This window comes from Streptococcus sp. SCPM-O-B-15277 (M60), from assembly GCF_058200335.1.
Window position 1 is genome coordinate 304,074 of sequence record NZ_JBYQGR010000001.1, and the last position, 13,918, is coordinate 317,991.

The 13,918-nt window shown below is 40.1% G+C and carries 16 protein-coding genes; 15 read left to right on the top strand and 1 reads right to left on the bottom strand.

Annotation, left to right across the window (positions count from 1 at the left end):
* Positions 1–43: 43 nt before the first annotated feature.
* Complete coding sequence (locus AC3E9F_RS01575; RefSeq protein ID WP_490672715.1) at positions 44–883, top strand: thymidylate synthase; 840 nt, start codon at positions 44–46, stop codon at positions 881–883.
* 42 nt (positions 884–925) lie between these two features.
* Here AC3E9F_RS01575 and AC3E9F_RS01580 read toward each other — a convergent pair whose 3' ends face one another.
* Positions 926–1,096, bottom strand: a complete 171-nt coding sequence (locus AC3E9F_RS01580; protein WP_001051780.1) for a DUF3042 family protein — start codon at positions 1,094–1,096, stop codon at positions 926–928.
* Between the two features lie 122 nt (positions 1,097–1,218).
* Between AC3E9F_RS01580 and miaA the strand changes: the two genes are divergently transcribed.
* From miaA to AC3E9F_RS01650, 14 genes are all read left to right on the top strand, one after another.
* Positions 1,219–2,103, top strand: coding sequence for a tRNA (adenosine(37)-N6)-dimethylallyltransferase MiaA (gene miaA / locus AC3E9F_RS01585; RefSeq protein WP_490672716.1), 885 nt, complete (start codon positions 1,219–1,221; stop codon positions 2,101–2,103).
* Positions 2,096–3,334, top strand: coding sequence for a GTPase HflX (hflX, locus tag AC3E9F_RS01590; RefSeq protein ID WP_214262224.1), 1,239 nt, complete (start codon positions 2,096–2,098; stop codon positions 3,332–3,334). Before miaA ends, hflX begins: the two co-directional genes overlap by 8 nt.
* Positions 3,327–3,950, top strand: coding sequence for a cystathionine beta-lyase (locus AC3E9F_RS01595; protein ID WP_490672717.1), 624 nt, complete (start codon positions 3,327–3,329; stop codon positions 3,948–3,950). Before hflX ends, AC3E9F_RS01595 begins: the two co-directional genes overlap by 8 nt.
* Before the next feature lie 14 nt (positions 3,951–3,964).
* Positions 3,965–4,894 carry a ribonuclease Z gene (gene rnz, locus AC3E9F_RS01600; protein WP_490672718.1) on the top strand — a complete coding sequence of 310 codons (930 nt, stop codon included), beginning with the start codon at positions 3,965–3,967 and terminating at the stop codon, positions 4,892–4,894.
* 20 nt (positions 4,895–4,914) lie between these two features.
* The gene (locus AC3E9F_RS01605) at positions 4,915–5,670 is read left to right on the top strand and encodes an SDR family NAD(P)-dependent oxidoreductase (RefSeq protein WP_490672719.1); all 756 of its coding nucleotides are present in this window, start codon (positions 4,915–4,917) and stop codon (positions 5,668–5,670) included.
* 203 nt (positions 5,671–5,873) lie between these two features.
* Entirely contained in the window at positions 5,874–6,443 is a 570-nt protein-coding gene (locus tag AC3E9F_RS01610) for an SMI1/KNR4 family protein (protein ID WP_490672721.1), read from the top strand.
* Between the two features lie 18 nt (positions 6,444–6,461).
* Positions 6,462–6,899 carry a hypothetical protein gene (locus AC3E9F_RS01615; protein WP_490672722.1) on the top strand — a complete coding sequence of 146 codons (438 nt, stop codon included), beginning with the start codon at positions 6,462–6,464 and terminating at the stop codon, positions 6,897–6,899.
* A 2-nt stretch (positions 6,900–6,901) separates the two neighbouring features.
* Positions 6,902–7,966: an ankyrin repeat domain-containing protein gene (locus AC3E9F_RS01620; protein ID WP_490672723.1), complete on the top strand. Its 1,065-nt coding sequence runs from the start codon at positions 6,902–6,904 to the stop codon at positions 7,964–7,966.
* Positions 7,967–7,985: 19 nt separating this feature from the next.
* Positions 7,986–9,053, top strand: a complete 1,068-nt coding sequence (locus tag AC3E9F_RS01625) for an ankyrin repeat domain-containing protein (protein ID WP_247921753.1) — start codon at positions 7,986–7,988, stop codon at positions 9,051–9,053.
* A 24-nt stretch (positions 9,054–9,077) separates the two neighbouring features.
* On the top strand, positions 9,078–9,665 hold the full coding sequence (locus AC3E9F_RS01630; protein ID WP_490672724.1) for an SMI1/KNR4 family protein: 588 nt from the start codon (positions 9,078–9,080) through the stop codon (positions 9,663–9,665).
* Positions 9,662–10,411 carry a hypothetical protein gene (locus tag AC3E9F_RS01635; RefSeq protein WP_490672725.1) on the top strand — a complete coding sequence of 250 codons (750 nt, stop codon included), beginning with the start codon at positions 9,662–9,664 and terminating at the stop codon, positions 10,409–10,411. The genes AC3E9F_RS01630 and AC3E9F_RS01635 overlap by 4 nt, the downstream gene beginning before the upstream one ends.
* A gap of 18 nt (positions 10,412–10,429) precedes the next feature.
* Positions 10,430–11,386 carry a hypothetical protein gene (locus AC3E9F_RS01640; protein ID WP_490672726.1) on the top strand — a complete coding sequence of 319 codons (957 nt, stop codon included), beginning with the start codon at positions 10,430–10,432 and terminating at the stop codon, positions 11,384–11,386.
* A gap of 196 nt (positions 11,387–11,582) precedes the next feature.
* On the top strand, positions 11,583–13,331 hold the full coding sequence (locus AC3E9F_RS01645) for a glycoside hydrolase family 13 protein (RefSeq protein ID WP_490672727.1): 1,749 nt from the start codon (positions 11,583–11,585) through the stop codon (positions 13,329–13,331).
* A 14-nt stretch (positions 13,332–13,345) separates the two neighbouring features.
* Positions 13,346–13,891: an SMI1/KNR4 family protein gene (locus AC3E9F_RS01650; RefSeq protein WP_414272543.1), complete on the top strand. Its 546-nt coding sequence runs from the start codon at positions 13,346–13,348 to the stop codon at positions 13,889–13,891.
* Positions 13,892–13,918: the final 27 nt, after the last annotated feature.

Below are 13,918 nucleotides of genomic sequence, written 5' to 3' on the forward strand. Positions count from 1 at the left end.
TTTTATGCTATACTAATTAAGACAATAATTGAGGTGAGAGTAAATGACAAAAGCAGATAAGATTTTTAAAGAAAATATTGAGCGAATTCTCAATGAAGGTGTCTTTTCAGAACAAGCTCGTCCCAAGTATAAGGATGGAACAGTGGCTAACTCCAAGTACGTCACAGGTGCTTTTGCGGAGTATGATTTGTCTAAGGGCGAATTTCCAATCACGACCTTGCGTCCAATTGCTATCAAATCAGCTATCAAGGAAGTACTCTGGATTTATCAAGACCAGTCTAATAGTCTAGAAGTTCTTAATGACAAGTACAATGTCCACTATTGGAATGACTGGGAAGTGGGAGATACAGGGACAATTGGTGAGCGTTATGGGGCTGTGGTTAAGAAGCATGATATCATCAACAAAATCCTTAAGCAGTTAGAAGCCAATCCTTGGAATCGTCGCAATATCATCTCTCTCTGGGATTACCAAGCTTTCGAAGAAACAGATGGCCTTCTTCCATGTGCCTTTCAGACTATGTTTGATGTCCGTCGTGTAGATGGGGAAATTTACCTGGATGCGACCTTGACCCAGCGTTCTAACGATATGCTGGTAGCTCATCACATCAATGCCATGCAATATGTGGCTCTTCAAATGATGATTGCTAAACATTTTGGTTGGAAAGTTGGAAAATTCTTCTACTTTATCAATAACCTTCACATCTATGATAATCAATTTGAACAAGCTCAGGAATTGCTCCGTCGTGAACCTTCAAATTGCCAACCGCGTTTGGTCTTGAATGTACCAGACAAGACAAACTTTTTTGAGATTAATGCAGAGGATTTTGAGTTGGTTGACTATGATCCTGTGAAACCGCAATTAAAATTTGATTTGGCTATTTAATAACAAAAAAGAAGTTGGATTTTCCAACTTCTTTTTTGTTGATTAGCGTGATACACGACGGCGAGCTGCTTTTTTACGATTTTCTTCGATGAAAGCTGCTTTTTGTTCTTCTGGTTCAATCACTTTCTTTTTGAATGCGTATACTGCACCTGCAACAGCAGCAACAGTTCCTGCAACACCTGTTACGAGACCTTTAGCAAATCCTTTAGCCATGAGTCTTCCTCCTTTTATTTATAAATCAGACGGAAATAGCTTAAGATATAGCATTTTTCTGCCTGTCTATTTTGTGATATAATAATAGTAACGAAAAAACGGGAATTTTTCAAGGAAAAACGATGAAAAGCAAAATAATTGTGATTGTTGGTCCAACTGCAGTTGGAAAGACTGCTCTCGCTATTGAAGTTGCTCAGCGATTCAATGGCGAAGTAGTTAGTGGAGATAGCCAACAGGTCTACCGAGGACTAGACATTGGAACAGCCAAGGCTAGTCCGGAGGAGCAGGCAACTGTCCCTCATCATTTAATCGATGTTAGAGATGTAACCGAGTCTTACTCGGCTTTTGATTTTGTTTCTGAAGCCAAGGCAGCCATTGAGGATATTCAAAGTCGTGGTAAGCTTGCTATTATCGCCGGTGGGACAGGACTTTACATCCAGAGTCTGCTAGAGGGGTATCATCTAGGTGGCGAGACACCTCATGAGGATATTTTAGCCTACCGTTCTAGCTTAGAGTCTTTTTCAGATGAGGACTTAGCCCATCTGGTGGATCAAGCAGGCCTTGAAATTCCCCAATTTAATCGTCGTCGTGCCATGCGTGCCTTAGAAATTGCCCATTTTGCTCAAGACTTGGAAAATCAAGAAAGTTTATATGAACCACTGATTATTTGCTTGGATGATGAGCGTAGTCAGCTTTATGAGCGTATCAATCACCGAGTGGACCTGATGTTTGAAGCTGGACTTTTGGAGGAAGCTAAATGGTTGTTTGACCATTGTCCAGATGTGCAGGCTGCTAAAGGGATAGGTTATAAGGAACTCTTCCCTTATTTTCGTGGAGAGCGGTCCTTGGAAGAAGCTAGTGACAGCCTAAAACAGGCGACTCGCCGATTTGCCAAGCGCCAGTTGACCTGGTTCCGCAATCGCATGCAGGTGACCTTTTATCAGATAGGAGAATCTGGTGTGAAAGACCGCATTTTAAACCAGATTGAGGAGTTTTTAAATGATTGAAACGGAGAAAAAAGAGGAGCGAGTCCTGCTGATTGGAGTTGAACTCCAGGGCATGGATAATTTTGACCTCTCCATGGAGGAACTGGCTAGTTTAGCCAAGACAGCTGGGGCGGTCGTCGTCGATAGCTACAGACAAAAACGCGAAAAATACGACTCCAAGACCTTTGTTGGCTCTGGTAAGTTGGAAGAAATTGCTCAAATGGTGGACGCAGAAGAAATCACGACAGTTATCGTCAACAACCGTCTGACACCTCGTCAAAATGTCAATTTAGAGGAAGTGTTGGGTGTTAAAGTCATTGACCGTATGCAGTTGATTTTGGATATCTTTGCCATGCGGGCTCGAAGCCATGAAGGAAAACTCCAAGTTCATCTAGCCCAGCTCAAGTACCTCTTGCCTCGTTTGGTTGGTCAGGGGATTATGCTTAGTCGTCAGGCAGGGGGGATTGGTTCCCGTGGTCCAGGTGAAAGTCAGCTAGAACTAAATCGTCGGAGCGTTCGCAACCAGATTACAGATATCGAACGCCAACTCAAGGTCGTTGAGAAAAATCGAGCGACAGTTCGAGAAAAACGTCTGGAGTCGAGTACCTTTAAGATTGGTTTGATTGGTTACACCAATGCTGGTAAATCAACCATCATGAACACCTTGACCAGTAAGACCCAGTATGAAGCAGATGAGCTTTTTGCGACTCTTGATGCTACAACTAAAAGCATCCATCTGGGAGGGAATCTACAAGTAACTTTAACCGATACCGTTGGTTTTATTCAAGATTTACCAACTGAGTTGGTGTCCAGTTTCAAGTCTACTTTAGAAGAAAGCAAGCATGTAGATCTCTTGGTCCATGTCATCGATGCTAGCAATCCTTATCACGAGGAGCATGAAAAAACAGTTCTCTCTATCATGAAAGACTTGGACATGGAGGATATTCCTCGCTTAACCCTTTATAATAAAGCGGATTTGGTGGAGGACTTTACGCCTACTCAAACGCCATACGCTCTGATTTCGGCAAAGTCTAAAGATAGTCGAGAACAGTTGCAGACTTTATTGCTAGGTAAAATTAAGGAAATTTTTGAAGCATTTACCCTGCGCGTGCCTTTTTCTAAATCTTACAAGATTCATGATTTAGAAAGTGTTGCGATTCTAGAAGAACGTGACTACCAAGATGATGGTCAAGTCATCACAGGCTACATTTCTGAGAAAAACAAATGGAGATTAGAGGAATTTTATGACTGATATCAAAACATTAGCTCTCAAGTATGGTGGATATACGAGTCTGGACAAGGTCTATCTAGATCAGCTTTTAGCTGGTAGATCTGACCAGGAACAGCTAGCTCTCATCACTCCTCCTCCTAGCGTAGTGAATGCCTACTTTGCAGAACTCTACCAAAAGAAGAGCCCTCAAGCCGCGACAGATTATTTTGCTGAATTGAGTCGGGAGTTGAATCTTTATAATACTGATCCAAGTTTCACTCTAGAAAACAAGCCCTTTATTCGCCTCAATCTATCTGGTAAATCCTTTGGATTTTGCTACGAAAAAGAAGGTCTTGGTCGCATTTTTTCAGAAGCTGAGGAAGTCATTACGGATGAATTACTCTTTGAGATTGCGCAAATTTTCCCTCATCAGCTCGTTTTTGTAGAGTCTGGTAAGATTTACATGAAGGCGATTGGTGAAGAGGAAGTAGTTAGCCTGGAAAATCTCACAGCTTTGACAGATTTGGAAAATTTAGCAGATGGAAGAAAGCGACTTAAGGGATATAGCCAAGAGGATTTACTGCAAGAAGCTAGAGCTTTTTCTGGCAAGTTTTATTATCGCTCAGAAAATCGCACTGCTATGTTATATATTGATTAATTAGAAAGTATCGAATGGATATTCAATTTTTAGGAACGGGGGCTGGTCAGCCCTCTAAAGCCCGCAACGTTTCAAGTCTTGCCCTGAAACTCTTGGACGAGATTAACGAAGTCTGGCTCTTTGACTGTGGAGAAGGAACGCAAAATCGCATTCTGGAAACTACGATTCGACCACGAAAGATCAGCAAAATCTTTATCACCCACTTACATGGAGACCATATCTTTGGATTGCCTGGTTTTCTCTCTAGTCGTGCCTTTCAAGCCAATGAAGAGCAAACAGATTTGGAAATCTATGGTCCCCAAGGCATCAAATCTTTTGTCTTGACCAGTCTACGAGTGTCAGGTTCACGCCTGCCCTATAAGATTCATTTCCATGAATTTGACCAAGCTTCTCTTGGGAAAATTCTTGAAACAGATAAATTTACAGTATATGCGGAAGAGTTGGATCACACTATTTTCTGTGTCGGCTATCGTATCATGCAAAAGGATCTAGAAGGCACTCTGGATGCTGAAAAGCTCAAGGCTGCCGGCGTACCATTTGGACCGCTTTTTGGTAAAATCAAAAACGGGCAGGATGTCATCCTAGAAGACGGCACCGAGATTAAGGCAGCAGACTATATCTCAGCCCCACGACCTGGTAAGATTATCACTATCTTAGGTGACACTCGAAAAACCAATGCCAGTGTGCGTCTGGCTGTCAATGCAGATGTTCTTGTCCATGAGTCCACTTATGGTAAAGGTGATGAGAAAATCGCTCGTAATCATGGCCACTCAACTAATATGCAGGCTGCCCAAGTAGCGACAGAAGCGGGAGCCAAACGACTCTTGCTCAACCATATCAGCGCCCGTTTTCTTTCAAAGGACATTAGCCAGCTTAAGAAAGATGCGGCAACGATTTTTGAAAATGTCCATGTGGTCAAAGACTTGGAAGAAGTGGAAATCTAGAATCTCGAGAAAGGAAAAGTATGTCTACTATTCTTATTACAGGTGCTAGTGGAGGTCTAGCCCAAGAAATGGTCAAACTCTTGCCTCAAGATCAACTCATTTTGCTAGGTAGAAATAAGGAAAAATTAGCTCAACTATACGGAAATCATCCTCAGGCAGAATTGATTGAAATTGATATTACCGACGCTCAAGCCCTAGAAGAACTAGTTGCTGAACTCTATCAGCGTTATGGCAAGATTGATGTCTTGATTAACAACGCTGGATATGGGATTTTTGAAGATTTTGACAAGATTTCTGTTCAAGACATTCATCAAATGTTTGAGGTTAATACCTTTGCTTTGATGAATCTATCTCGTTTGGTTGCTTCTCGTATGAAGAAAATCCGAAAAGGGCATATCATCAATATCGTCAGCATGGCAGGATTGATTGCGACTGCTAAGTCTAGTCTTTACTCGGCGACCAAGTTTGCGGCTATCGGTTTTTCAAATGCTCTTCGCCTTGAGCTCATGCCCTATGGGGTCTATGTGACAACTGTTAATCCAGGACCGATTCGTACAGGATTTTTTGACCAGGCAGACCCAGATGGGACCTACCTCAAATCGGTCGACCGTTTTCTATTGGAACCAGATGCTGTCGCGCAAACGATTGTTAAGACCATTGGAAAAAACAAACGCGAGCTCAATCTCCCAGCCTTGCTCAATCTAGCCCACAAATTTTATACCCTCTTTCCCAAGTTAGCCGATAAGTTGGCTGGGGAAACTTTTAATTATAAGTGAGAAAGCTGTTCCTTTGTGGAATGGTTTTTTGTTTTAATTCGGAGAAGTTGTTCGTCAAAAAAAAATCCCTGAAAATACTGGTAGTTTATCCCTATTTGATAGCTTTGTAGTATAATTGTGATAAGGATATTCATCAGAAAAAAGAAGACCCAAACTAGCTAGTTTGCTGTAGAAAATGGATTATTTATAGTTGGAGGTCGACAATGGAATTATTGACAATTGACCAAATCATTTCCATTATTGAAGAAGTAACACAAGGGCTTGACCCTGAGATAAGAGAAGGAATTGTCCTGAATAAAACAGATTTGCCAGTGTCCGAATTGGATCGTTTGAAAAGCCAGCTTCAAATCCAAGATTTGGATCCGATTTTTAGGAAAAATATTCTGGCCTATAACTGGGGGCAGGTCGGTTTTTTAAGTTACCAGTTTGGATATGGGGACGACACTAGTCTTACTTGGCTGATGAATCGCAATTTGGAATACCACGATTACTCGACTCTACAAGAAAGAGGCTTGATCATCATTGCAAATGGAGATCCCTACACTATTTTGCTGGATTGTCAATCTGGGGCGGTCTATGCTCTTGATGCAGAGATGACCTATGATGAAAAAATATGGCTGGCACCAGATTTTCTAGTATTTATTAGAGCCATGGGAACGGCCCAATTTGCAGTTTGGAAGGGTTGTGAAAGTGACTTCATCCACTTGATGACTGGGATAGGCCATGCGTCCAGTCTGATATTCTGGCAGAGTCTGGTCGGAGTTTATGATTGAAAGTAGAAGGAGCAGATCATGGAATTTATTGTAGCTGAGGAAGGGATTCCTCAAAATATCGGATGTCAGGGAGCCTTGATTGCCTATTGTGGCAGTGAGATAGAATTTCATTATGAAACCGTGCCACCACACGGTGATGAGATTTTTTCTGCCAAGTTACCTTTGTTAGAACTTGAACTGCCCTTTTGGATCTATGGGAGAAATCTCATATTTTTAGATGCTTACTACCTCTTAGCAGAAACGGTTAAAAAAGGGACTTGGAATCCCATAACGACGATACTCATCAACATTCATATGGGGAAATACGCCAGCCTAGACCACTGGTACAATCATATATCTATTGAGCAAAACGGTCTTGAGTTGAAAAATGATTATGATGGACAAGTCCTGATTTTGAAAACTGTTGACAATCTTCATTGGCTTGCCCTAGATGCTGTATCAGAAGAAAGGAACTAAAGATGGCAAAGAAAAGAGTTACCTTACCAAAAGAGTTTAAGGATTTAATGGATGAAGGAAATATTGAAGCCCTTAAAGCAGTCTATGATCGTTGTGAATTAACCGCACATGATGGAAGATTTAGCTTATGTACACCACTTCATATGGGAGGAGTCCCGGATGAATTGGTTATCTGGCTTGTCGAACAGGGCTTGGATATCAATATCCCTGATTATTATGGAGCGACTCCTTTATACCGTCAAGCAATCTTGGGTAGAGATACAGTAAAACTCTTGTGTGAATTGGGGGCAGACATTGAAAAGCCCAATACCTATGGCGATACCCCTCTACATATGGCAGCTGAATTTTTTCATCCTAAGACTGTCAAATTTTTAATTGACAAGGGAGCAAATGTCAATGTAGAGAATGATATGGGAAGAACTCCACTAGCTTCAGTCTTGATGGTTTGTCGGGGGATCTATATTGCCCAAACTGCTGAAATTGCCTCTATGTTACTAGAAGCAGGTGCTAAGAAAACACCAACCATGAAAGAAAAGGTCGAAAATATCGGTAAGGATTTTGAATTTCATAGAGAAAGTATCCACCCAGACTACATCGAAGGAGCAGATAAAGGCTTAGCGAAGCTCTATGAGCTATTTGATGTCAAGCCTGTAGAAAAACGCCTAACTCATGATGGAGTTTCTCCAATTCTCGTAAAAGAAGGTTCATGGGAGGAACAGTATGAGCAACTATGGTCTTTCTTGATTCCTTCTATAGGAGCCGCAAAAACTGTTCAGGGCGAAGTCATCCGCATACCAGGTAGAGTCCGAGATGAATTGGATCGTAATGGAGGGGCCAACTGGGATAGAAACTACCGCAAGATGCTACAGGCTATACCTCACTATCTTTCTCTAGGAACTCCACTTTCAGACACTGACTTAGAAGAAGCCAAGCAAGTCATCAGTCAAATTTACGGCAAAGATTTTAATGATGGCCCCCGTCTAGACCGCCTCTGCCAATTGGCTCTTGCTTGGATTAAGCAAAATCCTAACCCAATTGACCTAAAAGAACCAAGTTATAATCGGTAAAAAGAATAAGAGTTTGACAATGATTACATTAAAAAATATTGGAGAATTTAAATCGGTTCCACAACTTGTTAAGGACATCATAGAGGGAGACACCTTGGCCTTAGACCAATATCTTGCAAGTGGTTGGGATATTGACCAAGAAATAGAAATCAGCAAGTATACCTCTCTAAGCCCAATTGATTTATCCTTGATTACAGGAAATTTTGACTCCCTAAAATGGCTAGTGGAAAAGGGGGCTCATTTAAATGTAAAAAATAACCCTTCATTTTTGTTGGCTGTCAGGTATTGTGATGGTACGTTCATCAAGTATCTTATGGAACATGGAGCAAAGATTCATAGTGTAAATGCTGTAAAGTCGGAAGCCTTTCAAGAAGCCTTATTTGGAAATAAGTTTGATAATCTAGCTATTATCCATGCATTAGGACATAGTGTCGAAAAATATGGCGGAAAAGCATTTAGGAGAGCCGTTGCAGATAGAAATTATCAGGTGCTAGATTTTTTTATTAAAAATGGAGTTGATATAAACTATAATGCCTCCGACTCGGTTTATCCCTTTAAGCCAACGCCTCTCTGTGTAGCTGCAAGATATGTTGACCTAGATATGTGTAAATACCTTGTAGAGCACGGGGCGGACGTGACTCTCACTGAAAAAGATGGTATGAGACCTTATAGTATCGCTATCGAAAAGGGGGATCAAGAGATGGCAGAATACTTTCAAAAACTAGAGCCAGTAGAATTTCATAATTTACGCAATAAATTGGATGAACTAAAACCATTTAAACTGCCTCGGGAACTTACCGATTTTCTTATGAGTCAAGACTTATATTTTGAACTTACTAACTGTGATTTTAAGTGGATAGAGTTTTTCCCTCTCATGCAAACAATTCCCTTAAAAAAAGGTCGTAAAAAATTTCTCCGTATTTCACGGTCAACCGGAGATTATACTCATATCTATATCATTTGGCATCCAAAGACAAATAAAGTAGCTTTTTACGATGAGGAACACGAAACTATAAGTGATATTTGTAGCTTTAAAGAATTTATCTGCAATATGTCTAGACACTTACAAGAAATTCTTGAAGGTTAAGAGAAATCAAAAAGGGGGGCTCTTATGCAACTAATTGACCAAGTTAAAAAAATAGAATCTTATATTTGTGAGTGTTTTGAAGATTGGGATTTGGACGATCCTGTAGAGGAAGGATATCTGGAAGATTATCAAGACATTTCTGGTGCTTCCGAGGAAGAGCTTCAAGCCTTTGAGGAAATATTTGGAATTCGTCTACCTAGTGACTTCAAAGAGCTTTATAGCTATAAAAATGGAAGTGAATACCTCTCTATTTTACCTTGTGTAATTGATCAGAGAGATTTGACTTTTTCTCTCATGAGTCTACAGGAAATTGAGACTTGTAAAAAGTACTTTCAAAATAGAGATGCTCTGTTAACAGAATTTCCCGACTATTTTTCTAGTCAAGACCTGGAAAATATGCGTGATAGTAGAATTAAGCCTTATCTTTTTAATAAAAAATGGCTTCCTTTTGCTCAGTATTGTGACTCTTGTTATCTCATGCTGGATTTTGATCCAGACCAGGAGGGTCAGGAAGGGCAGATTATTTGCTACATCCATGATCCTGACCAAGTGATTTATGTAGCAGAGAGCCTTAGAAATCTGATTGAAGGGATAATGGATGAGATCATATGAACGGACAAATGTATCAGATAGCCTGTATCGTGGCAGCAGCTAGGAAGGCTTTGAAAAGTGGCAAAGAAATATGGTATAAGCCTGAAAAATATACAAATAAGATGAGTTTTCAAATTTTGCTGTCAGAAAATGGGGAAGCTGCAGAACTTTCAGTATCTGACTGGTTTGAAAACCTCAAGGAAAAAGGTTTGAAGGACTTACAATTATTTTGCCCCATTTCAGTTGAAGACAGAGGTATTTTAGGTTTCTCCAATACAACACAGAGTTCAATTCTTTGTTTTTATAAATATGGTAAGGCAAGTTATTTCCTACCAAATTGGAAATCTGCTTCCCTAGGCAGGGGCTGGGATGTTACCTACACTGAGTATGAATGGGAAAGGCCTTTTCAAGACCTTCCCCACTATGAAAATAATATCGAAGAATTTAAGGACATATTGGCTCGTATAGAAGATCTAGCAATTAAAATTGAATGTGAGAACTTTGCCAAAGTCTTTCATTCTGCTAGAAATCATTTACTTGACCTTGATGCTACTAAGGTGCTAGAGGAACCTCAAATTCCGCCACAAAATCAAAATATATTTAGAGCTGCAAGTGCAGCGGATGTTTTTGGAGGAATGGGCTCCTGGAATGATGGGCCTGGATGGCTGGCACAAGATAAGGGACTTGGTCAACAATACGATGAACTTTCAGATCAATTGCTAAGAAATATTAGATCAGCCATTCTATTTGCCATCAACGAGTGGTGATGGATTAGGAGAGAGAAAATGGGGAAGTTAAAGTTAAGTCTATTGAATAAATGGGAACTAGACAAGGACTACAATAGTGTTTTCAATTCTGTCATGTTACATGATGGTAGAGCCTTTGTCTTGATCAGTGAGAAGGAATCTTTTAATCGCTACTGTCTGCTTGAAGTATCACCTTTGGGTGTGAAGGAGATAGATGCTTGGGCTTGTGACCATGTTTGGGAGGAAGAGACTCTAGTCTTTACAGATGGACAAAGTATTGGCATCATCAAGGCTGGCAAGGAAATGGTCTATTATACTGGTGATTTTTATCATCCAGAAATCATTGCCATAAAGGATTCCCAGAGTATACTTCCTAAAAAGGCACAAGAGAGATATTTTCAAATAGTATCAGATAGCGACCAGATACCCGTGTGTTTTGAAGATCAAGTTTATACAAATCAAGCAAGAAACTTTGCCCTTTTAGAGTTTGATCGAGAGAAAAAGCAGGCTAAGTGGACTACTTATTCGCATATTGATAAAAAAGAGTTAAAGCACCACGACACGAACTCAGCTGCCTGTCCTAAAATCGATAGTATGAAATTTTGGAAGCAAGAGCTCTATGCCTTTACCTCTGGAGAAAGTCAAACCTCTGTCAATAAATGGGGCATGGACTATTATTCCCTTGTTAAAATATCTAGTGATGGTCGTATTATCGAAAAGTTATTAGAATCTGAACATTTAAAGGCTTCAGGTAAAAAAGCTGGTGTCAATGGAATTTTTACAGATTCGCCTTATCTTATCCTGAGCCCCTTATTTAAGAATGATGACTGGAAGGGCAAGCAAAAACTATTTTCTTTGGCAACAAGAGAATGGTGCGATATAGCCTTGCCTAGAGGAATGAGTAAACACAAGCTTCAAAATATGACAGACAACTTTTGTTTAACCTTCCTTTACGACAGAGGATTAAAAGAACTTGCCCTTTGTCAGATTGACTAGGCTGTGAGGCTGAATTTGGGAGCTTTTTATTGATAGGTGCTGATATTTCTTGATTAGTCTACAGAATTTATTTTGAGCTGTTTTCTCGTTAAATTTGACCAAGTATTGCAAATCGAATCTTTAAATAGTATACTAGTTCTGTTAGTTATGAAAAAGTTTGCGTTTTTGTTGATGATGATTATTTAGGAGACAAGACATGGAATTGACAGCCATTTATCATAGACCAGAATCAGAGTATGCTTATCTTTACAAAGAAGGTCAGCTACATATCCGAATTAGAACGAAGAAAAATGATGTCCAGAAGGTTATCTTACACTATGGAGATCCCTTTATTTTCATTGAGGATAAGTATGAAGCTAAGAAAGAAATGACCAAAGTAACCTCAGATGCCCTATTTGACTATTGGCAGGTTACGGTATCGGTTGATTTTGCTCGCATTCAGTATCTCTTTGAGCTCCTTGATGAGGAAGGTCAGGGTGTTTTTTACGGTGATAAGGGTTGTGTAGAACATACTCAAGAAAACTTGGATGCTGAAGGCAATGGCTTTAAGCTTCCTTATATTCACGAAATTGATGGTTGCCAAGTTCCTGACTGGGTTTCAAATACCGTTTGGTATCAGATTTTCCCAGAACGCTTTGCTAATGGAAATCCTAATCTAACTCCAGATGGAGCTCGAGAGTGGGATGCTGCCATTGCACCTAATAGGGATGACTTTTTTGGTGGAGATTTACAAGGGATTATTGACCATCTTGACTATCTTAAAGATTTGGGAATCACTGGACTTTACCTATGTCCGATTTTTGAAGCAACAACCAATCACAAGTACGATACGACGGATTATTTTGAAATTGACCGTCACTTTGGAGACAAGGAAGTTTTTCGTAATTTAGTCGAGGAAGCTCACAAACGTGGCATTAAGATTATGCTAGATGCGGTATTTAATCATATCGGCTACCAGTCTGCCCAATGGCAGGATGTTCTAAAAAATGGAGAAAATTCCCCTTATAAAGATTGGTTCCATATCCAAGAATTTCCAGTTACTGAGGATAAACTTCAGAATCCAAGACAACTCCCTTATCATACTTTTGCCTTTGCTAGCTATATGCCTAAGTTAAATACAGCTAATCCGGAGGTTAGGGACTATCTTCTCAGTGTTGCCACTTACTGGATTGAAAATTTTGATATTGATGCTTGGCGATTGGACGTTGCCAATGAAATTGACCATCAGTTCTGGAAAGATTTTAGAAAGGCAGTTCTCGCTAAAAAGCCTGATTTGTATATCTTAGGTGAAATCTGGCATACCTCACAACCTTGGCTACAAGGGGATGAGTTCCATGCAGTTATGAACTACCCACTCTCTGAAAGTATCAAGGATTATTTCTTGCGTCAGCGTAAAAAGACAGAGCAGTTTATTTCAGAAATCAAAAGCCAGTCTATGTACTACAAGCAACAAATCTCAGAGGTGATGTTTAACCTTTTGGATTCTCATGATACAGAGCGTATCCTCACAACTGCTAAAGGAAATGTCCAGCATGTCAAGGCTGCTTTAACTTTCCTCTATCTTCAAAAAGGGACTCCTTGTATCTATTACGGAACAGAGTTGGCCCTAATTGGTGGACCAGACCCCGACTGCCGTCGTGTCATGCCCTGGGAGCGTGTTTCTGAAGACAATGACATGCTGAATTTTATGAAGAAATTAATCAAGATTCGTAAGGAATCGGCAAGTATGATTCAGCATGGAAATTATCGCTTGGAAGAAGTGGAACCAGATGTTCTTGCGTTGAGCTGGAACTACCAAGGAAAAGAAGTTCAGGCAATCTTTAATCAGTCTTCTGAGAATTTTATCTTAGACAGAGATTCAGTTGACTTAGCGAGTCATTGCCAGTTTGAAGATGGTCAGCAAGTCATCTTACCAGATGGATTTGTAGTTACTATTTCTGAGTAAAAAGGATTAAAATAATGGCACTCAAGGAAGTTTATGAGTATTTTCGTCACTATGATAAGGAAACTTATCAGGTTGTCGCCTGCATGGGCAATGAACCATCGGAAGAAGATGTTCAGGATTTTGAAAATCAATACGGCATTCGTCTGCCAGAAGATTTCAGGGAATTCACCATGTCATCTCTGGGAGGTCTCTTTATGGAAGTTAGAGAAGAGCTATGGCCAAGAGCCAAGGCTTACGATGTAGCACCATTTTGGACCTTCTGTCGAGGTATTAAAGTCTTGGGAATTGCAAATGGCATCCCAGATTTCTTAGACATTCGTCTTAAAACCAAGGAATTACACGCTCTGGGTTTTGTGGATTATATTCCATTTCTGTCTATCATCGGGGATGGAGATGTGGTTTTTTGCTTTGATAAGGACAATCATATTGTAGCTCTAGATTGGTATAATAGTGGCGAATCGGAAGAGCTTGAATGTGATTTTTCAGGACTTTTACTCCATCAAATTGCCGAGCTAGAAGAGCGTAAAAATGAGATGGTCAAGATGTTAAAAGAAGGATAATCAGTAATCGAAGGTAAATTCAGAATA